At 58.6% G+C, this 20365-nt stretch carries 15 protein-coding genes and 1 riboswitch; of the genes, 10 read left to right on the top strand and 5 right to left on the bottom strand.

Annotated elements, in window-relative coordinates:
- The first annotated feature begins 2 nt into the window (after positions 1–2).
- The gene (gene leuD, locus V1566_RS06515; protein ID WP_395305391.1) at positions 3–608 is read left to right on the top strand and encodes a 3-isopropylmalate dehydratase small subunit; all 606 of its coding nucleotides are present in this window, start codon (positions 3–5) and stop codon (positions 606–608) included.
- 267 nt (positions 609–875) lie between these two features.
- On the opposite strand, the gene V1566_RS06510 is transcribed toward leuD, so the two are convergent.
- Both V1566_RS06510 and sgrT read right to left on the bottom strand, forming a co-directional pair.
- Complete coding sequence (locus tag V1566_RS06510) at positions 876–2054, bottom strand: sugar efflux transporter (RefSeq protein ID WP_395305390.1); 1179 nt, start codon at positions 2052–2054, stop codon at positions 876–878.
- 120 nt (positions 2055–2174) lie between these two features.
- Positions 2175–2327 carry a glucose uptake inhibitor SgrT gene (sgrT, locus tag V1566_RS06505; protein ID WP_023334488.1) on the bottom strand — a complete coding sequence of 51 codons (153 nt, stop codon included), beginning with the start codon at positions 2325–2327 and terminating at the stop codon, positions 2175–2177.
- An 88-nt stretch (positions 2328–2415) separates the two neighbouring features.
- On the opposite strand from sgrT, the gene sgrR reads away from it, so the two are divergent.
- From sgrR to thiQ, 4 genes are all read left to right on the top strand, one after another.
- Complete coding sequence (gene sgrR / locus V1566_RS06500) at positions 2416–4071, top strand: HTH-type transcriptional regulator SgrR (protein WP_395305389.1); 1656 nt, start codon at positions 2416–2418, stop codon at positions 4069–4071.
- Between the two features lie 36 nt (positions 4072–4107).
- Positions 4108–4208: riboswitch (TPP riboswitch) on the top strand.
- Positions 4209–4239: 31 nt separating this feature from the next.
- The gene (gene thiB, locus V1566_RS06495) at positions 4240–5223 is read left to right on the top strand and encodes a thiamine ABC transporter substrate binding subunit (protein WP_395305388.1); all 984 of its coding nucleotides are present in this window, start codon (positions 4240–4242) and stop codon (positions 5221–5223) included.
- Positions 5199–6809: a thiamine/thiamine pyrophosphate ABC transporter permease ThiP gene (thiP, locus tag V1566_RS06490; RefSeq protein WP_395305387.1), complete on the top strand. Its 1611-nt coding sequence runs from the start codon at positions 5199–5201 to the stop codon at positions 6807–6809. The genes thiB and thiP overlap by 25 nt, the downstream gene beginning before the upstream one ends.
- Complete coding sequence (gene thiQ / locus V1566_RS06485) at positions 6793–7494, top strand: thiamine ABC transporter ATP-binding protein ThiQ (RefSeq protein ID WP_395305386.1); 702 nt, start codon at positions 6793–6795, stop codon at positions 7492–7494. The genes thiP and thiQ overlap by 17 nt, the downstream gene beginning before the upstream one ends.
- Positions 7495–7534: 40 nt before the next feature.
- Here thiQ and V1566_RS06480 read toward each other — a convergent pair whose 3' ends face one another.
- The 3 genes from V1566_RS06480 to araC form a co-directional block, all read right to left on the bottom strand.
- Positions 7535–8710, bottom strand: a complete 1176-nt coding sequence (locus V1566_RS06480) for an IS4 family transposase (RefSeq protein ID WP_395303820.1) — start codon at positions 8708–8710, stop codon at positions 7535–7537.
- A gap of 103 nt (positions 8711–8813) precedes the next feature.
- A complete protein-coding gene (locus V1566_RS06475) occupies positions 8814–9581 on the bottom strand; it encodes a DedA family protein (protein WP_032660723.1) in 768 nt (255 codons plus the stop codon).
- A 128-nt stretch (positions 9582–9709) separates the two neighbouring features.
- Complete coding sequence (araC, locus tag V1566_RS06470) at positions 9710–10555, bottom strand: arabinose operon transcriptional regulator AraC (protein ID WP_023310373.1); 846 nt, start codon at positions 10553–10555, stop codon at positions 9710–9712.
- Positions 10556–10892: 337 nt separating this feature from the next.
- Here araC and araB point away from each other — a divergent pair, with 337 nt between their 5' ends.
- The 5 genes from araB (at position 10893) to rapA (ending at position 20364) form a co-directional block, all read left to right on the top strand.
- Positions 10893–12602, top strand: a complete 1710-nt coding sequence (gene araB, locus V1566_RS06465; protein WP_395305385.1) for a ribulokinase — start codon at positions 10893–10895, stop codon at positions 12600–12602.
- A 10-nt stretch (positions 12603–12612) separates the two neighbouring features.
- Positions 12613–14115: an L-arabinose isomerase gene (araA, locus tag V1566_RS06460; RefSeq protein ID WP_395305961.1), complete on the top strand. Its 1503-nt coding sequence runs from the start codon at positions 12613–12615 to the stop codon at positions 14113–14115.
- Between the two features lie 86 nt (positions 14116–14201).
- Positions 14202–14897: an L-ribulose-5-phosphate 4-epimerase gene (gene araD / locus V1566_RS06455; protein WP_332983005.1), complete on the top strand. Its 696-nt coding sequence runs from the start codon at positions 14202–14204 to the stop codon at positions 14895–14897.
- Positions 14898–14971: 74 nt separating this feature from the next.
- Positions 14972–17329, top strand: a complete 2358-nt coding sequence (gene polB, locus V1566_RS06450; RefSeq protein ID WP_395305384.1) for a DNA polymerase II — start codon at positions 14972–14974, stop codon at positions 17327–17329.
- A 128-nt stretch (positions 17330–17457) separates the two neighbouring features.
- A complete protein-coding gene (gene rapA / locus V1566_RS06445; RefSeq protein WP_395305383.1) occupies positions 17458–20364 on the top strand; it encodes an RNA polymerase-associated protein RapA in 2907 nt (968 codons plus the stop codon).
- The last annotated feature ends 1 nt before the right edge of the window (position 20365 follow it).

The following is a 20365-nucleotide window of genomic DNA, read 5'->3' as shown; positions in this document are numbered from 1 at the left end:
TCATGGCAGAGAAATTTACCCAACAAACGGGCCGTGTTGTCCCGCTGGACGCCGCTAACGTCGATACTGACGCAATTATTCCGAAACAGTTTCTGCAGAAGGTGACGCGCACCGGTTTTGGCGCGCATCTGTTTAACGACTGGCGTTTCCTGGACGATAAGGGCGAAGTGCCTAATCCGGAATTCGTTCTGAACTTCCCGGAATACAAAGGCGCCTCCATTTTGCTGGCGCGGGAAAACTTTGGCTGCGGTTCATCCCGTGAACATGCGCCGTGGGCGCTCACGGACTACGGTTTTAAAGTGGTTATCGCACCGAGCTTCGCCGATATCTTTTACGGCAATAGCTTCAATAACCAGCTTCTGCCCGTCACGCTGAGCGACGAACAGGTTGATGAGCTGTTCGCCCTGGTGCAGGCGAATCCGGGTATTTCGTTTGAAGTGGATCTGGAAGCGGAAGTGGTGAAGGCCGGAGATAAGACCTACAGCTTCAGCATTGATGCGTTTCGTCGTCACTGCATGCTGAACGGTCTGGACAGTATTGGCCTGACGCTTCAGCACGAAGACGCCATCTCAGCGTACGAGAAAAAACAGCCTGCGTTTATGGGCTAAAGGCAATGGCCCGCAGGGCGCGGGCCATTGATTTGACTACGTTTTGGCATTCCAGCCTCCTTATTGCTTTTCGGCAATGAAGAGACTAACCTCGCAATGTTGGTTGTGAAGTTGGTCTCCCCATCAGTTTTTTTGATGTGGGACTCTCCACTGTTTGCCTCTTGCGAAAGCCTGAGGCAAACAGCCTCAAGCACCCGCCACGCACTCTATTCTCCTTCCAGGTACCTGTCAGAAAGTCGTTTCATTTCGTGAAGCCGCCTTCCAGAATCAAACATCCTTAACCCGGCAAGTCAGCCCAAGCGTAACCACCGAAATCGCGGCAATCATCCAGTAAACTGAGCCATGCCCGTAACTTTGCGCCAGCGCCCCCTGAATCACGCCTGCCAGAATCACCCCGGTTGAAATACTGTTGGTAAAAAGCGTGGTCGCCGAGCCTGCACGACCGGGCATGAGATCCTGAAACCAGAGCATGCCGATCCCGGCAACAATCCCGATAAACACGGCGTTAAACAGCTGCAGCGCCAGCAACGCTTCACGCGAATGGAAAAGGATCAGCCCCGCGTAGAACAGCACCCCGGACGCCACGGCGACGATCATCATCCGACGCTTTCCAAAGCGCTTAACGTAGTAACCCGCCAGAATCATCGCCGGAATTTCCAGCCCGGCAGCGGTCCCCATTAAGATCCCCGCAAGCTTGTCCGGTAAACCCAGATCGCTGCTGATCCACAGCGGCATATCGATGATATACATGGTGTTGCAGGTCCACATCAGCGTGGAGGCAATAAACAGCATGCGGACGTTTTTGTCCTGCCAGCCGCTCACCTGGGTGACAGGTTTATCCGTCGCCTGTTCGACGCGCGCCACGGACGGCAGCGCAAAGGCAATCAATACCAGGCTGATGACAAAAATCCCGGCGGCGATGGAGAACATGGCGGTAAAGCCGTAGTTCAACGCCAGCATGAAGGCCAGCGGCGGGCCAATGACCCACGCCAGCGAGAGCTGGGCACGCATCACCGAGCTGAACATCACCACTTCCCGCGCCGAGTTATCCGCATATTCACGGGCCAGCGCGAACAGCTGCGGCATGGCGGTGTTCGCCAGCGACGCCAGCAGTACGCCGCAGGTAATCAGCGTCAGGTAGTGGCGGTTGAAGGCAAAGAGCAGCGCGTTGCCCACGGCCATGGCGCAGCAAAAGAGGATCAGCCTGCGGCGATCGCCCTGTCTGTCCGATCGTTTCGCCAGCGCGAGGCTGACCAGGATCCCGGCAATGGCGTTGACGGTATAAAACAGGCCGACCCAAAACGGCTGTGCCCCCACCTCGCGGCTGAGAAACAGGCTCAGCGTCGGCGCCTGCAGCGCCCCCGCCACGCCCATCATAAAGGCCACCAGCATAAAAGCGGCATACACGCCGTTAAGGCGTCGCCCCATCGTCATCAACCAGAGCATGCGCAAGTCCTTGTGAAAGCGAATCGAAACCGGGTGAAAGAATAAACGAAAAAAGCCAGCAAAAACATTTTGCTGGCGGGTGATAAGCACCAATACTCAGTCACACATGATCGAGGCGAGTTAGCGGGAAGAGGTCGGTGTTGTAACGTCCCACTGCATCAATTCTTCTAACGTTTTCAGCCGTTGCTCGGCACACCGGCGGGCCAGCCAGGACGATCCTTTTGTCGCTGAAAAGTACTGCTGATAAAACTGACGTGCGGTAGACCTCTTCATAATTTACCTCCTCGCTTCATCGAGGAGAATTATTGGCCTAATATAGGGATAAATAAATTGCTGGTTTTTTGTCAGGAGTTCCCCTTTTATGCCTTCCGGTCGTCTGCAACAACAGTTTATCCGCCTCTGGCAGTGCTGCGAGGGGCAATCGCAGGAGACCACGCTCAACGAGCTGGCTGACCTGCTTAGCTGTTCCCGCCGCCATATGCGCACGCTGCTCAACACCATGCAGCAGCAGGGTTGGTTAAGCTGGGAGGCGGAGGCGGGACGCGGCAAACGTTCGCGCCTGACCTTTCTCTATACCGGGCTGGCGTTGCAGCAGCAGCGCGCGGAAGACCTGCTGGAGCAGGACCGCATCGATCAGCTGGTACAACTGGTAGGCGACAAAGCCGCCGTGCGCCAGATGTTGGTTTCCCATCTCGGACGCAGTTTTCGTCAGGGTCGACACATCCTGCGGGTGCTCTACTATCGCCCAATGAAAAATTTGTTGCCCGGCACGGCGTTACGCCGTTCTGAAACCCACATGGCCCGGCAAATCTTCAGCGGCCTGACGCGCATAAATGAGGAAAACGGGGAACTGGAAGCAGATATCGCGCACCACTGGCAGCAGGTTTCCCCGCTTCACTGGCGCTTCTTCTTACGCCCCGGCATTCACTTTCACCACGGCCGCGAGCTGGAAATGCACGACGTCATCGCCTCTCTGGAACGCGTCCGCAAGCTCCCGCTCTACTCCCATATCTCCCGCGTCCACTCCCCCACGGCCTGGACGCTGGATATCGAGCTGTCGCAGCAGGATAAGTGGCTGCCCTGGCTGCTGGGCTATGTGCCGTCGATGATTTTGCCCGGCGAGTGGGAATCGTTGAACAACTTTGCCAGCCTGCCGATTGGCACCGGGCCCTACTCCGTGTCCCGCAATAACAGCAACCAGCTGAAAATCCGCGCGTTCGATGACTACTTTGGCTATCGGGCGCTGATCGACGAAGTCAACGTATGGGTATTGCCGGATCTCAATGAAGACCTGAGCTGCGGGCTGACGCTGGAAGGCCCCACCACGGGAGAAAAAGCCGTGGAGAGTCGCCTGGAGGAGGGATGCTACTATCTCCTCTTTGACCGCCGCACCCACCGTGGGGCAAACCAGGCCGTCCGCAAGTGGGTCAGCCACGTTTTGTCCCCTTCCAATCTGATCTACCATGCGGAAGAGCAGTACCAGACATACTGGTTCCCGGCGTACGGCCTGCTTCCGCGCTGGCACCACGCCCGCCCGGTGCACTGCGACAAACCCGCCGGGCTGGAGTCCATCACCCTGACCTACTACCGCGAGCACGTGGAGCATCGTTTTATCGCCAGAATCATGACCCGACTGCTGGCAGCCGAGGGGGTCACGTTAGACGTCAGGGAAGTGGACTATGACGAATGGCATCAGGGGGAGATCGCCAGTGATATCTGGCTCAACAGCGCCAACTTCACCCTGCCGCTCGATTTCTCGCTCTTCTCGCACCTGTATGAAGTCCCGCTGATCCAGCACTGCATCGACCGGGACTGGCAGCAGGATGCCGCCCAGTGGCGTGCGGGCGAAATGAATCTTGCTGCGTGGTGCCAGCAGCTGCTGGCCGAGCAGGCGATCGTCCCGTTGATCCACCACTGGCTGATGATTCAGGGCCAGCGCAGCATGCGCGGCCTGCGAATGAATACCCTGGGCTGGTTTGATTTTAAATCCGCCTGGTTTGCGCCGCCGGAGCCATAACGCTTTCGTAATATTCACCAAATCATTACAATAGCGCCGTTCTCAACGGGGTGCTGCATCACAGATGTGCGCTGAGATAATACCCGTCGAACCTGATCCGGATAACGCCGGCGAAGGGATTTGAGGCTGTCGCTCAAAATCCTTTGCCACTCAACTTTGAGGTGCAAAGTGTTAAAAAAAGTTCTCCCCCTGCTGGCGCTGTTTGCGCTGCCTGTTTTTGCGAAGCCCGTCCTGACGGTCTACACCTATGACTCCTTCTCTGCCGACTGGGGCCCTGGCCCGGTAGTCAAAAAAGCTTTCGAAGCTGACTGTAACTGCGAGCTGAAGTTCGTGGCGCTGGAAGATGGCGTTTCTCTGCTCAACCGTCTGCGCATGGAAGGGAAAAACAGCAAGGCCGACGTGGTGCTCGGTCTGGATAACAACCTGCTGGAAGCCGCCTCGCAAACCAAACTGTTTGCCAAAAGCGGCGTCGCGGCAGATGCCGTTAACGTGCCGGGCGGCTGGAAAAACGACACCTTTGTGCCGTTCGACTATGGCTACTTTGCTTTTGTTTACGACAAAAATAAGCTGAAAAACCCGCCGAAGAGCCTGAAAGAGCTGGTCGAAAGTGACCAGAAATGGCGCGTGATTTATGAAGATCCGCGTACCAGTACGCCGGGCCTGGGCCTGCTGCTGTGGATGCAAAAGGTCTACGGGGATAAAGCGCCGGAAGCGTGGCACAAACTGGCCGCCAAAACCGTCACCGTGACCAAGGGCTGGAGCGAAGCCTATGGCCTGTTCCTGAAAGGCGAAAGCGACCTGGTGCTGAGCTACACCACTTCTCCGGCCTACCACATTATCGCCGAGAAGAAAGACAACTACGCTGCGGCGAATTTTGCTGAAGGGCACTATCTGCAGGTGGAAGTCGCCGCGCGTACCGCCGCCAGCAAACAGCCGGAGCTGGCCGAGAAGTTCCTGAAGTTCATGGTTTCAACGGCGTTCCAGAATGCGATTCCCGCAGGCAACTGGATGTATCCGGTCACTAACGTTACCCTGCCCGCAGGTTTCGAGCAGTTGACCAAACCAACAGCCTCGCTGGAGTTTACGCCGCAGCAGGTCGCCGCGCAGCGTGCAGCATGGGTAAGTGAATGGCAACGCGCCGTCAGCCGTTGATTCCCGGCTGGCTACTTCCCGGGCTGTTCGCCGCCGTAGTGATGGTAGTGGTCAGCCTGGGGGCTTTTCTTGCACTGTGGCTCAACGCGCCAGAGAGTGACCTGCTCGCCCTCTGGCACGACAGCTACCTCTGGCACGTTATCCGGTTCTCCTTCTGGCAGGCTTCGCTTTCTGCCCTGCTGTCGGCGATCCCGGCCATTTTTCTGGCGCGCGCCCTGTATCGGCGGCGTTTCCCCGGTAGGCTGGCACTGCTGCGCCTGTGCGCCATGACGCTGATCCTGCCCGTGCTGGTGGCGGTATTCGGCATTTTGAGCGTTTACGGACGCCAGGGCTGGCTGGCTTCGCTGTTCGCCCAGCTTGGTCTGGAATGGTCATTCTCGCCTTACGGCCTGCAGGGCATTCTGCTGGCGCACGTCTTTTTCAATATGCCGATGGCAACGCGCCTCTTCTTGCAGGCTCTGGAAAACATTCCCGGCGAACAGCGTCAGGTTGCCGCCCAGCTCGGCATGCGCGGCGTGTCGTTCTTCCGCTTTGTCGAATGGCCGTGGCTGCGCCGCCAGATCCCGCCCGTCGCGGCGTTAATCTTCATGCTCTGCTTTGCCAGCTTTGCCACCGTGCTGTCGCTCGGCGGCGGGCCGCAGGCCACCACCATTGAGCTGGCGATTTACCAGGCGCTGAGTTACGACTACGATCCCGGTCGCGCCGCGCTGCTGGCGATGGTGCAGATGGCGTGCTGCCTTGCGCTGGTGCTGCTGAGCCAGCGACTGAGTAAAGCCATTCCCGCGGGTAGCAATCAAATAACCGGCTGGCGCGATCCGCAGGACAGCCTGCACAGCCGCGTCACCGATTTTATCCTGATTGCGCTGGCGCTCCTGCTTCTGCTGCCGCCGCTGATGGCTGTTATCGTTGACGGACTGAACCTCAATCTCATATCCGTCCTGCAACAGCCCGTCCTCTGGCAGGCCACCTGGACCTCGCTGCGTATCGCCCTGGCGGCTGGGTTACTGTGCGTCATGCTGACCATGATGCTGCTGTGGAGCAGCCGTGAACTCTATGCCCTGCAGGCCCAAAAGGCCGGACAGGCGCTGGAGCTGACGGGCATGCTGATTCTGGCTATGCCGGGCATCGTGCTGGCGACGGGCTTCTTTTTACTGTTCAACAGCACCATCGGCCTGCCGGAAAGGGCCGATGGCATTGTGATTTTCACCAACGCCCTGATGGCCATTCCCTACGCGCTCAAAGTACTGGAAAACCCGATGCGCGACGTCAACAGCCGCTACGGTTTACTGTGCCATTCGCTGGGCATGCAGGGCTGGCAGCGGCTGAAGGTGGTCGAACTGCGCGCGCTAAAACGTCCGCTGGCGCAGGCGCTGGCGTTTGCCTGCGTGCTGTCGATTGGGGATTTTGGGGTTGTCGCGCTTTTCGGCAATGACGATTTCCGCACGCTGCCATACTGGCTCTATCAGCAAATCGGCTCTTATCGCAGTCAGGACGGCGCGGTCACCGCGCTGTTACTGCTGCTGCTGTGCTTTGCCTTATTTACCGCTATCGAAAAACTTCCGGGGCGTGATGTTAAAACTGACTGATGTAACCTGGCTTTACCAGCATCTGCCGATGCGCTTCACGCTCTCCGTGCGTCAGGGGGAGATGATCGCCGTACTTGGCCCAAGCGGCGCGGGAAAAAGCACGCTGCTTAACTTGATTGCGGGTTTTCTGCAGCCTGCAAGCGGCGCGATCGTCATTGAAAATCACGATCATACCCACACGCCGCCCGCAAAACGTCCGGTCTCAATGCTGTTTCAGGAAAACAACCTGTTTACCCACCTGACGGTGCGGCAAAACATCGCGCTGGGAATGCATCCGGGACTCAGGCTGAACGATGCCCAGCGCCAGAAGCTGGAGATTATCGCCGTACAGATGGGGATCGCCGAGTTCATCGACAGGCTGCCGGGCGAGCTTTCCGGCGGCCAGCGCCAGCGCGTAGCGCTGGCGCGTTGTCTGGTGCGCGAGCAGCCGATCCTGCTGCTGGATGAGCCGTTCTCTGCGCTCGATCCCGCTCTGCGCCAGGAGATGCTGGCGCTGGTGCAGGACGTCTGTCAGCGCCAGCAGCTGACGATGCTGATGGTGTCGCACAGTATCGAAGATGCCGCACGGATTGCGCCGCGATCGGTGGTGATTGCCGAAGGGCGTATTTTGTGGGATGGAAAAACAGAAGAACTGCTGAGTGGTAAAGCGGAGGCGTCTTCACTGTTGGGCATTCGTGCAGTCTGATGCCCTCTCCCACAGGGCTGAGGGATCCCCAGTAATATGGTCATACCACCATGACCATATTACTGTACTCTTTTCCCAGCTTTTTTATCTCGTTACCTATATTCAGCCGCCTCACTTTTCCAGGCTCATGCCGGATGACTTCTTCTGCCAGACTCAGGTAAGACAGGACCCGCCTGTGTCTGATACTGCTTGCCTGATAATGCCTGTGTAAGCACTGCCTTTCTGCCCTGTAACCTGCCAGCCACAGCACCAGACTTGCCATCGCTGCGACCAGATTCAGCACTTCCAGCCGCCCTTTTCCCTGACTCCGGCTCAGCCTCAGACCGAACCCGAAGCGGGGACTTTTGTCGTCCCGGAAGTTCTGTTCTATCTGCATTCTGCGGCTGTACAGCGCCATTATCTGGTGCGGCTCCAGCCCCTCTGCATTACTGAACAGCAGCCAGGGCTCACGGGCGCTACTGCGGTGTTCCCGCTGTGTTTTTGGCATTCCCCCTTTTCCCTGACGCCCTGCGTCAGGGCGCTTATGCAGATAGAACCGGCCGTAACAGGGCGCTCGTGGTTTACGGGACAGGACACCGTAACCCACGCAGACCGGTTGTCCGGTAGCCTCAAGCTCGCTGATTTTCATCCACTTTTTATCTCCGTCCAGCCGGAAGCTGATACAGCCCCTGACCCTGCCGGTGAAGCGCCAGCCCAGCTGGCTGACATGCCGGAACCAGTCTGTCCGGAAGCCTGCATCCGTAATGATGGTAACGGCTTTGTCTTTCGGGATGGCGTCATGCAGGCGGTCAAGGAAGCGGCACTGTACACCGCTGTTCTGCGCCAGCTCTGCGGGGACAACTTCACTCATAAGCGGAAGTGAGCGGCCATTACAGACCAGGCTTGCCCGCAGAAGATGCCAGTTCCTGTCATGCCAGCCGGTCCAGTCGACAGCGATAACACAGAAGGGCATCAGGGAGGTGATGGTATGTGTGAGCAGGTGCTGAATACGGGGAATATCACGGTGAAGGGCGGTATTGCCCAGGGCACGGTCAACACGTTTGATTTTATTTTTAACGTGCGCCCTGCCGGGAAGGGTACGTCCCAGGCTGGTCAGGGTCAGACTGGCACCGTGCGTGAGGGCGACGGCCATGGAAACAAGGACATTGACCCGGAAGCTGTGAATGTCAGGTAAAGACGCGGAGAAAAATTTCTGGCAGACTGTCTGTAAAGGCACGATGAGGTCTCTTCTGATTTGTTAGCGCAACCAGTAGATCACACTTCATCGTGCTTTTCATTTTTTTGGGGAACCCTCAGCCCACAGGGAGAGGGAAAAAACCTTAACGGCTGACCACTTTTAATAAAATCTCGCCGTACACCGGCATCAGCGGGTGACGAATCAGCGCGACCAGGGCTACCACGGCCACACCCAGCGTCAGCGGGGCTAGCCAGAGCAGGCGAGTACGCGGGAGGTAGCGCGTCAGGCGATCGATATTCGCTTTCCCGCTGCGCCACAGCCGCCAGCAGAGCCATGCCGCCAGCCACAGCAACACAGCCGTGCCCAGCAGCAGCCACTTGAACTCGCCGCTTTGCATACCGTCAGGAATATCAATTGCAGCACCCGCGAGTATCCCCGGCAGGAAGTAGAACGGCGGCCAGAAGACGCAGCCGATGATGTTCGGCACCACGAATTTCGCGACGGGCAGGTCCAGCATTCCCGCCACCATCGGCACCAGTGGACGCGTTGGCCCGACAAAGCGGCCAACGAGGATGGTAAACATGCTGTGCTGATGCAGCGCATGCTCGGTTTTATCCAGCAAGGCTTTGTTCTTTTTCATGAACGACCAGCGGTGCAGCGGCTTCTTAAAGCGCCAGCCCAGCCAGAAGGAGATCCAGTCGCCCAGCAGGCAGCCGATAATCCCGGCCAGCCACGCCTGCCAGAAATTAACCTCGCCGCTGCCAATCAGCGCCCCAAGCCCTGCCATCATCACGGTGCCGGGCAGGATCAGCCCAACCAGCGCCAGCGATTCCAGAAACGCCACCAGCGCCACGGCGATGAGCGAGTACATAACGGACTGGGTAATAAAGTGTTCCAGCAATGCCTGCATAACTATTCCGGTCAGAAAACGAATCAGCGATTCTGCTTAGCGCCCCGCACCGCGTCAAGGCAACAATTGTCTGAATAGTTTACAGGTTGCTTTCTGCATTCACCTGTTTGTTTATCTTTTTTTACCGTTTATTCACATCCCGCGCGGAATTCACTCGGGCTGGCGCCGGTACATTTTTTAAATACCCGGGAGAAATAGAGCTGATCCTCAAAGCCTACGTTGCGCCCCACGGTAGCGATCGGCATCCGGGTGGTGCTGAGCAGCAGCTTCGCCTGGCTGATGCGCTGATCCTCGCGCCAGCTCAATACGCTGACGCCCAGCTGCTGGCGAAACAGATGCGACAGCCGCGACGGCGACAGGCAGACGTGCTGGGCAACGCTGGCGATATCAAACTGGCTATCGGCCAGGTGGTCGCTGATGTACTGGCAGGCGTCACGCACGCGGTTATCCAGCGGCGGGTTAAGCGACTCGTTAATCGCCTCCATCCGTCGCAGCAGAAGCTGTTCGAGCAGGTTAATCGCCAGCAGTTCGGCGTAACGCCCGCCCGCCTGCCCGGCTTCAATAATCTGCGCAAAAAGCTCGCGAAACTGTGCCAGATGAACCTCATCCGGGCGATAAAAACCGGTGTGCGCAAAAATAGCCGGCCAGGAAAGCCACTCCTGCCAGTAGGCGCGCGGACGGAAGTAGACCCACTGGTGATACCACTCTTTGGCATCCGGATGACGGCCATAGTGATGGATCTCCCCCGGCGGGAACAGCAGGATATCGCCGGGGCGGCAGACAAACTGCTGGTCGCCGTTCTTGATGATCCCTTCCCCTCGCACGGTCAGGTTGAGGATATACCCTTTCATCCCGAGCGGTCGGTCGACGTAAAAGTCGAGATATCCCTCAGCCTCGATAGGGGTCAGTCCCGCCACAAGGTGCGCGTTAAACGAGTATCCCGGCAGCAGGGGATCGTTTTGCGTTTCGGCCATAGATTCAGTTCTCCCAAGGGTCCTGAAGGAAACCAATTGTCCATATCACTAAAAGCAGCTTAAAAATGGCCCGCGAAAAGATCCAAAAAGCATCACGCCGCTTTTACGTCCGCCATGTTTCAGCCTTTCCCCCTGATTTCTCCGCCAGAGCAGGCAGATAACCAGTAACAAAAGTGTCTATAAGTGCGGCAGAAATGTCCACATTGAATATTTGCACGGCGTCACACTTTCCGTTGTAACAGCAATTTAGTCCATAAGATTAGCGGATCCTGCCTGACGACTTTTGTCCCCAGTCTCTAATGTTCTTCCATACCTGTTTTTTCGATGGAGCAACACCATGGCAATTGCGATTGGCCTCGATTTTGGCAGCGATTCAGTTCGCGCGCTGGCAGTGGACTGTACGTCCGGCCAGGAGATAGCAACCAGCGTTGAGTGGTACCCGCGCTGGCAAGAGGGGCGCTACTGTGATGCGCCGAACAACCTGTTCCGCCACCACCCGCGTGACTATATCGAATCGATGGAAGCGGCGATCAAAACCGTCCTGGCTGAACTGACTGACGCCCAGCGGGCTGAGATTGTCGGCATTGGCGTCGACAGCACCGGCTCAACGCCTGCCCCGGTGGATGCCGAAGGCCGCGTGCTGGCGCTGCGCCCGGAGTTCGCCGACAACCCGAACGCCATGTTCGTGCTGTGGAAAGACCACACCGCCGTGGAAGAGGCTGAAGCCATCACGCGCCTGTGCCATCAGCCAGGCAAAACCGACTACTCGCGCTACATCGGCGGGATTTATTCCAGTGAATGGTTCTGGGCCAAGATCCTCCACGTTACCCGCGCCGACGCCTCCGTTGCGCAGGCAGCCGCATCGTGGATTGAGCTGTGCGACTGGGTGCCTGCCCTGCTCTCCGGCACCACGCGTCCACAGGATATCCGCCGCGGCCGCTGCAGCGCCGGGCATAAATCGTTATGGCATGAAAGCTGGGGCGGCCTGCCTCCAGCCGCGTTCTTCGATGAGCTCGACCCGATTATCAACAAGAACCTGACATATCCGCTGTTTACCGACACCTTTACCGCCGATATTCCGGTCGGCACGCTCTGCGAAGAGTGGGCGAAACGACTCGGCCTGCCGCAGAACGTGGCGATCTCCGGCGGTGCCTTTGACTGCCATATGGGCGCCGTGGGCGCAGGTGCACAGCCTAATACGCTGGTGAAAGTTATCGGCACCTCCACCTGCGACATTCTGACGGCGGATAAAGCCACCGTCGGCGACCGCGCGGTGAAGGGCATCTGCGGCCAGGTTGACGGCAGCGTGGTGCCGGACTTCATCGGTCTGGAAGCTGGTCAGTCCGCGTTTGGCGATATCTACGCCTGGTTTGGTCGCGTCCTGGGCTGGCCGCTGGATCGGCTGGCGGCAGCACATCCTGAACTGAAAGCCCAGATCGCCGAGAGCAAAAAGCTGCTTCTGCCGCAGCTCACCGAAGCCTGGGCAAAAAATCCGTCTCTCGAACACCTGCCGGTGGTGCTGGACTGGTTTAACGGCCGCCGCACGCCGTTTGCCAACCAGCGTCTGAAAGGGGTGATCGCGGATCTCAACCTGGCGACCGACGCGCCTGCGCTGTTCGGCGGTCTGATTGCCGCAACGGCCTTCGGTGCCCGCGCCATTATGGAGTGCTTCACCGAGCAGGGCATCGACGTGAACAACGTGATGGCGCTGGGCGGCATCGCCCGTAAAAACCCGGTGATTATGCAGGCCTGCTGCGATGTGCTGAACCGTCCGCTGCAGATTGTGGCCTCCGATCAGTGCTGCGCGCTGGGCGCAGCGATTTTCGCCGCCGTGGCCGCAGGCGTTCACGCCGACATTCCGACCGCGCAGCAGCATATGGCGAGCGCCGTCGAAAACACGCTCCAGCCGCGCGCCCAGCAGGCACAACGCTTTGAACAGCTTTATCAGCGCTACCAGCAATGGGCAAAAAGCGCCGAACTTCACTATCTCCCTGTCGCCGCCCCGGCCAAAAGCACCGCGGACACTACGGCAACCCTGACCCATTAAGGACACGATGATGACCATTTTTAATAACTATGAAGTGTGGTTTGTGATTGGCAGCCAGCATTTGTACGGACCGGAAGCGCTGCAGCAGGTGACGAAACACGCGGAGCACGTCGTTAACGCGCTGAACGCGGAAGCTAAACTGCCGTGCAAACTGGTGCTGAAACCGCTGGGCACAACGCCGGACGAAATCACCCACATCTGCCGCGACGCCAACTACGACGACAAATGCGCCGGTCTGGTGGTGTGGCTGCACACCTTCTCGCCGGCCAAAATGTGGATCAACGGTCTGTCTATCCTCAACAAACCTCTGCTGCAGTTCCATACCCAGTTCAACGCCTCCCTGCCGTGGGACAGCATCGACATGGACTTTATGAACCTGAACCAGACCGCGCACGGCGGCCGCGAGTTCGGCTTCATCGGCGCGCGTATGCGTCAGCAGCACGCGGTGGTCACCGGCCACTGGCAGGACGGCAAGGCGCAACAACGTATCGGCTCCTGGATGCGTCAGGCGGTCTCTAAGCAGGATACCCGCCACCTGAAAGTGGTGCGTTTCGGTGACAACATGCGTGAAGTGGCGGTCACCGACGGCGATAAAGTGGCCGCGCAGATCAAGTTCGGCTTCTCCGTCAACACCTGGGCCGTAGGCGATCTGGTGCAGGTGGTGAATGAAATCAGCGACGGCGACGTGAGCGCGCTGGTGGACGAGTACGAAAGCAGCTACCACCTGACGCCTGCGGCACAAATCAACGGCGACAAGCGCCAGAACGTGCTGGACGCGGCGCGCATCGAGCTGGGCATGAAGCGCTTCCTGGAACAGGGCGGCTTCCACGCCTTTACCACCACCTTTGAAGACCTCCACGGCCTGAAACAGCTGCCGGGCCTGGCGGTACAACGTCTGATGCAGCAGGGCTATGGCTTTGCGGGCGAGGGCGACTGGAAAACTGCCGCTCTGCTTCGCATCATGAAGGTGATGTCGACCGGTCTGCAGGGCGGCACCTCCTTTATGGAGGACTATACCTACCACTTCGAGAACGGCAACGACCTGGTGCTCGGCTCCCACATGCTGGAAGTGTGCCCTTCTATCGCCGTCGAAGAGAAACCGATTCTCGACGTGCAGTATCTCGGCATCGGCGGTAAAGCCGATCCGGCGCGTCTGATCTTCAACACCCGTACGGGCCCGGCCATCAACGCCAGCCTGATCGACCTGGGCGATCGTTTCCGCCTGCTGGTGAACTGTGTCGATGCGGTTGAAACGCCGCACTCCCTGCCGAAACTGCCGGTTGCCAACGCCCTGTGGAAAGCACAGCCTGACCTGCCAACCGCCTCAGAGGCCTGGATCCTGGCCGGCGGCGCGCACCACACGGTGTTCAGCCACGCGCTGGATCTGAACGACATGCGCCAGTTCGCCGAGCTGCACGACATCGAGCTGACCGTCATTGATAACGACACCCGCCTGCCCGCCTTCAAAGACGCGCTGCGCTGGAACGAAGTCTATTACGGTTCAAAACGCTAAGCCCTGAATGCCCGGTGGCACTGCGTTTACCGGGCCTACGGTTCCGTAGGCCGGATAAGCGAAGCGCCATCCGGCAGGAGACAACTATGTTAGACGATCTCAAACGTCAGGTGCTCGAAGCCAACCTGGCGCTGCCGAAACATAATCTGGTGACCCTGACCTGGGGCAACGTCAGCGCCGTTGACCGGGAAAAAGGCGTGTTCGTGATTAAGCCTTCCGGCGTGGATTACACGGTGATGACCGCAGATGATATGGTGGTGGTCAGTCTCGAGACTGGCGAAGTAGTGGAAGGCAACAAAAAACCGTCTTCCGATACGCCGACTCACCGCCTGCTCTACCGATCATTCCCGACCATCGGCGGCATTGTGCATACCCATTCGCGCCATGCGACCATCTGGGCGCAGGCGGGCCAGTCCATCCCGGCGACCGGCACCACCCACGCGGACTACTTTTACGGCACCATTCCCTGCACGCGTCTGATGACCGATGCGGAGATTAACGGTGAGTACGAGTGGGAAACCGGCAACGTGATTGTCGAAACCTTCGAAAAACAGGGGATCGACGCGGCGCAGATGCCCGGCGTGCTGGTGCACTCCCACGGCCCGTTCGCCTGGGGGAAAAACGCGGAAGACGCGGTGCATAACGCCATCGTGCTGGAAGAGGTCGCCTATATGGGGATCTTCTGTCGCCAGCTGGCACCACAGCTGCCGGATATGCAGCAAACCCTGCTGGATAAGCATTACCTGCGCAAGCACGGCGCGAAGGCGTATTACGGGCAGTAAGCTGTATATATACCCAGCATAAAATATTCAACCAGGCTATAATCAAGCCTGGTTTTATTTTATGGGATAACGGCGTGGCGCAGGCGCAAGAAGGCTTTTTACTGACCCGACACTGGCGGGATACCCCTCAGGGCACCGAGGTTGCGTTCTGGCTGGCAACCGATAATGGCCCGCTACACGTTACGCTGCCCCCGCAGGAATCCGTGGCCTTTATTCCTGAAGCCCATGTCGAGAAGGTGAAGCAGCTGCTGCGCGGCGAAAACGGCTGGCGTATTACTCCACTTGAACTGAAAGATTTCCACCGCCAGCCGGTTTACGGCCTCTACTGTCGCGCCCATCGCCAGCTGATGCGCTATGAAAAACTGCTCCGCGAAGCAGGCGTGACGCTCTACGAAGCCGATATCCGCCCACCGGAACGCTTTCTGATGGAGCGGTTCATTACCGCCCCCGTCTGGGTCGACGGCACCGCGCATAGCGGCAGCCTCGTTAACGCGCGCCTGAAGCCTAACCCACACTATCGCTCACCGCTGAAGTGGGTCTCCCTGGATATCGAAACCACCCGTCACGGCGAACTGTACTGCATTGGCCTGGAAGGCTGCGGCGATCGGGTTGTCTATATGCTCGGACCGCCGAATGGCGATGCGTCCGCGCTGGATTTCCGGCTTGAGTACGTCAACAGCCGCCCGCAGCTGCTGGAGAAGCTTAACCAGTGGTTTGCCGACTACGATCCCGATGTTCTGATCGGCTGGAACGTGGTGCAGTTCGACCTGCGCGTGCTGCAAAAACACGCCGAGCGCTACCGCATCCCGCTGATGCTGGGGCGCGGAAACAGCGAGCTGGAATGGCGCGAACACGGTTTTAAGAACGGCGTTTTCTTTGCGCAGGCTAACGGTCGCCTGATTATCGACGGCATCGAGGCGCTAAAATCCGCCTTCTGGAACTTCTCTTCATTCTCACTCGAAGCCGTCGCGCAGGAGCTGCTTGGCGAAGGCAAATCCATCGACAACCCCTGGGACAGAATGGACGAGATCGACCGGCGCTTTAACGAAGACAAACCGGCGCTCGCCACCTATAACCTGAAAGACTGTGAGCTGGTCACGCAGATATTCCACAAAACCGAGATTATGCCGTTCCTGCTGGAGCGCGCGACGGTGAACGGCCTTGCGGTAGACAGGCACGGCGGCTCGGTTGCCGCCTTTAGCCACCTCTATTTTCCGCGGATGCACCGGGCGGGATACGTCGCCCCCAACCTCGGAGACGTGCCGCCGCAGGCAAGCCCCGGCGGATACGTCATGGACTCCCGACCAGGATTGTATGACTCCGTTCTGGTCCTGGATTACAAAAGCCTGTACCCGTCGATCATCCGCACCTTCCTGATCGATCCCGTCGGGCTGGTTGAGGGCATGGCCCAGCCGGATGATGAGCACAGCACCGAAGGCTTCCTCGGCGCACGTTTCTCGCGGGAAAAACACTGTCTGCCTGAAATCGTGGGAAACATCTGGCACGGCCGTGACGAGGCCAAGCGCCACGGTAACAAACCCCTTTCTCAGGCGCTGAAAATCATCATGAACGCCTTTTACGGCGTGCTGGGCACCAGCGCCTGCCGCTTCTTTGACCCGCGTCTGGCCTCCTCGATTACCATGCGCGGGCACGAGATCATGCGCCAGACTAAAGCGCTGATTGAATCCCGGGGCTATGACGTCATCTACGGCGACACGGACTCCACCTTTGTCTGGCTTAAGGGCACGCATTCAGAAGAGGACGCCGCGCAAATCGGCAAAGCGCTGGTCGCCTTCGTGAACGACTGGTGGCAGGAACATTTGCAGAAAGAGCGGTTAACCAGCGCGCTGGAGCTGGAATTTGAGACCCATTTCGCCCGCTTTTTAATGCCTACCATTCGCGGTACCGATCAGGGCAGCAAGAAGCGCTATGCCGGGCTGATTCAGGAAGGCGACGCGCAGCGGATGGTGTTTAAAGGGCTGGAAACGGTGCGCACCGACTGGACGCCGCTGGCGCAGCAGTTCCAGCAAACCCTCTACCTGCGGGTGTTCCGCAATGAGCCGTATCAAGACTACATCCGCGAAACCATCGCCAGCCTGATGGCGGGCGAACTTGACGCCCAGCTGGTGTACCGCAAGCGCCTGCGCCGCCCGCTGGCGGAGTACCAGCGTAACGTTCCTCCGCACGTACGCGCCGCGCGCCTGGCGGATGAAGAAAACGTCCGCCGTGGCCGCGCGCCGCAGTACCAAAACCGGGGAACCATCAAATACGTCTGGACCATTAGCGGCCCGGAACCCGTGGATTATCAGCATTCTCCGCTGGATTACGAACACTATCTGACGCGTCAGCTTCAGCCGGTCGCCGACGGAATTTTGCCCTTCATCGACGATGATTTTGCTACACTAGTGACAGGGCAACTTGGCCTATTTTGACGCGTGACGAAATGGCTGCCATCCAGTACCATAGCGCCCTTTCCATTCCCGGACCCATTTTTCGATGACCGTCTTTTTTGACGGGGGTCGAACTATTGCCTGCAATTAAAGATTAGAGCCGAACAACTATGCCTTTTACACTTGGTCAACGCTGGATCAGCGATACAGAAAGCGAACTTGGATTAGGAACCGTCGTAGCAATCGATACGCGTATGGTTACCCTCCTCTTCCCTGCCACCGGTGAAAACCGTCTGTACGCTCGCAATGACTCCCCTGTTACCCGCGTGATGTTCAATCCGGGCGACACCGTGACCAGCCATGACGGCTGGCAGCTCAAGATTGAAGACGTAAAAGAAGAGAATGGACTGCTCGCCTACATCGGGACTCGCCTGGACACCGACGAGGCCAATGTCATCCTGCGCGAAGTGCTCCTCGACAGCAAGCTGGTGTTCAGTAAGCCGCAGGACCGCCTGTTTGCCGGGCAAATTGACCGTATGGATCGCTTCTCCCTGCGCTATCGCGCGCGTAAGTTCCAGAGTGAACAGTACCGCATGCCGTGGAGCGGCCTGCGCGGCCAGCGCACCAGCCTGATCCCCCACCAGCTGAACATCGCCCATGACGTGGGTCGTCGCCATGCGCCGCGCGTGCTGCTGGCAGATGAAGTGGGTCTGGGTAAAACCATCGAAGCGGGCATGATCCTGCATCAACAGCTGCTTTCCGGGGCTGCCGAACGCGTGCTGATTGTGGTGCCAGAAACCCTGCAGCACCAGTGGCTGGTTGAGATGCTGCGCCGCTTTAACCTGCGTTTCTCTCTGTTCGATGACGAACGCTATGCCGAAGCGCAGCACGATACCGACAACCCGTTTGAAACCGAACAGCTGGTCATTTGCTCCCTGGACTTCGTGCGCCGCAGCAAGCAGCGTCTTGAGCACCTGTGCGATGCCGAGTGGGACATTATGGTCGTTGACGAAGCGCACCATCTGGTCTGGAGCGAAGATGCGCCAAGTCGCGAATATATGGCTATCGAGCAGCTTGCCGAGCGCGTGCCTGGCGTTCTGCTGCTGACCGCAACGCCGGAGCAACTGGGTCTGGAAAGCCACTTCGCCCGTTTGCGCCTGCTCGATCCAAACCGTTTCCACGACTTTGCGCAGTTCGTGGAAGAACAGAATAACTACCGTCCGGTCGCGGATGCCGTCGCTATGCTGCTGGCGGGCAAGCGTCTTTCAAATGACGAACTCAACACCCTGAGCGATCTGATTGGCGAGCAGGACATCGAGCCGCTTTTGCAGGCTGCGAACAGCGAGAGCGACAACGCGGAATCCGCGCGTAAAGAGCTGATAGACATGCTGATGGACCGCCACGGCACCAGCCGCGTGCTGTTCCGTAACACCCGTAACGGCGTCAAAGGCTTCCCGAAACGCGAGCTGCACACCATCAAGCTCCCGCTGCCGACGCAGTATCAGACGGCGATTAAAGTCTCCGGCATTATGGGTGCGCGCAAAACTCAGGAAGAGCGCGCCCGCGACATGCTTTATCCGGAACAAATCTACCAGGAATTTGAAGGCGATACCGGCACCTGGTGGAACTTCGATCCGCGCGTGGAGTGGCTGATGGGCTACCTTACCGCGCACCGCTCCCAGAAAGTGCTGGTGATCTGCGCCAAAGCGGCCACCGCGCTGCAGCTGGAGCAGGTCCTGCGCGAGCGCGAAGGTATTCGTGCCGCCGTGTTCCACGAAGGCATGTCCATCGTCGAGCGCGACCGCGCCGCGGCGTGGTTCGGAGAAGAGGACAGCGGCGCGCAGGTTCTGCTGTGCTCGGAAATCGGCTCTGAAGGCCGTAACTTCCAGTTCGCCAGCAACATGGTGATGTTCGACCTGCCGTTTAACCCGGATCTGCTGGAGCAGCGTATCGGCCGTCTGGATCGTATCGGTCAGGCGCATGATATTCAGATCCACGTGCCGTATCTGGAAAAAACCGCGCAGTCCGTGCTGGTGCGCTGGTTCCACGAAGGTCTGGACGCGTTTGAACACACCTGCCCGACGGGCCGCACCATTTACGATCAGGTGCATGGCGATCTGATCGGCTACCTGGCCGCGCCGGAAAACGCGGAAGGGTTTGATGAGCTGATCAAGTCCTGCCGTGAGAAACACGACGCGCTTAAAGCGCAGCTGGAGCAGGGCCGCGACCGCCTGCTGGAGATCCACTCCAACGGCGGTGAAAAAGCGCAGGCGCTTGCCGAAAGCATTGAAGAACAAGATGATGACACCAGTCTGATCAGCTTCTCCATGAACCTGTTCGACATCGTCGGCATCAACCAGGACGATCGTGGCGAGAACCTGATTGTCCTGACCCCGTCCGATCACATGCTGGTTCCGGATTTCCCGGGCCTGCCGGAAGATGGCTGTACCATCACCTTTGAGCGTGATGTGGCGCTGTCCCGCGAAGACGCCCAGTTTATCACCTGGGAACACCCGCTGATCCGCAACGGGCTGGATCTGATCCTGTCCGGCGATACCGGCAGCAGCACCATCTCCCTGTTGAAAAACAAGGCGCTGCCGGTGGGCACCCTGCTGGTGGAGCTGATCTACGTTGTGGAAGCGCAGGCGCCGAAACAGCTGCAGCTCACCCGCTTCCTGCCGCCAACGCCGGTCCGCCTGCTGCTGGACAAAAACGGCACGAACCTGGCGGGACAGGTGGAATTCGAGAGTTTCAACCGACAGCTGAGCGCGGTGAACCGCCATACCGGCAGCAAGCTGGTGAACGCGGTCCAGCAGGACGTGCACGCTATTCTGCAACTGGGCGAAACGCAGATTGAAAAAGCGGCCAGATCGCTGATTGACGCTGCGCGCAGTGAAGCCGACGAGAAACTGTCCGCGGAGCTGTCCCGTCTGGAAGCGTTAAAAGCCGTCAACCCGAACATCCGTGACGACGAGCTGGCGGCGATTGAAAGCAACCGTCAGCAGGTGCTGGAAAGCCTTAATCAGGCGAGCTGGCGTCTGGATGCCCTGCGTCTTATCGTTGTGACGCATCAGTAAA

The organism is Enterobacter sp. ECC-019 (assembly GCF_043974075.1).
In the GTDB taxonomy this organism is placed as follows: domain Bacteria; phylum Pseudomonadota; class Gammaproteobacteria; order Enterobacterales; family Enterobacteriaceae; genus Enterobacter; species Enterobacter asburiae_D.
The sequence above is the reverse complement of the archived record's forward strand: the minus strand, read 5'-3'. Positions and strand labels throughout refer to the sequence as shown.

Coding starts and splice junctions, on each gene's coding strand:
- sgrT (WP_023334488.1), bottom strand. CDS start 2,327: ATGAAGAGGTCTACCGCACGTCAGTTTTATCAGCAGTACTTTTCAGCG.
- araA (WP_395305961.1), top strand. CDS start 12,613: ATGACCATTTTTAATAACTATGAAGTGTGGTTTGTGATTGGCAGCCAG.
- araD (WP_332983005.1), top strand. CDS start 14,202: ATGTTAGACGATCTCAAACGTCAGGTGCTCGAAGCCAACCTGGCGCTG.
- V1566_RS06475 (WP_032660723.1), bottom strand. CDS start 9,581: ATGCAGGCATTGCTGGAACACTTTATTACCCAGTCCGTTATGTACTCG.
- rapA (WP_395305383.1), top strand. CDS start 17,458: ATGCCTTTTACACTTGGTCAACGCTGGATCAGCGATACAGAAAGCGAA.
- V1566_RS06510 (WP_395305390.1), bottom strand. CDS start 2,054: ATGCTCTGGTTGATGACGATGGGGCGACGCCTTAACGGCGTGTATGCC.
- thiQ (WP_395305386.1), top strand. CDS start 6,793: ATGTTAAAACTGACTGATGTAACCTGGCTTTACCAGCATCTGCCGATG.
- araB (WP_395305385.1), top strand. CDS start 10,893: ATGGCAATTGCGATTGGCCTCGATTTTGGCAGCGATTCAGTTCGCGCG.
- thiP (WP_395305387.1), top strand. CDS start 5,199: ATGGCAACGCGCCGTCAGCCGTTGATTCCCGGCTGGCTACTTCCCGGG.
- araC (WP_023310373.1), bottom strand. CDS start 10,555: ATGGCCGAAACGCAAAACGATCCCCTGCTGCCGGGATACTCGTTTAAC.
- leuD (WP_395305391.1), top strand. CDS start 3: ATGGCAGAGAAATTTACCCAACAAACGGGCCGTGTTGTCCCGCTGGAC.
- sgrR (WP_395305389.1), top strand. CDS start 2,416: ATGCCTTCCGGTCGTCTGCAACAACAGTTTATCCGCCTCTGGCAGTGC.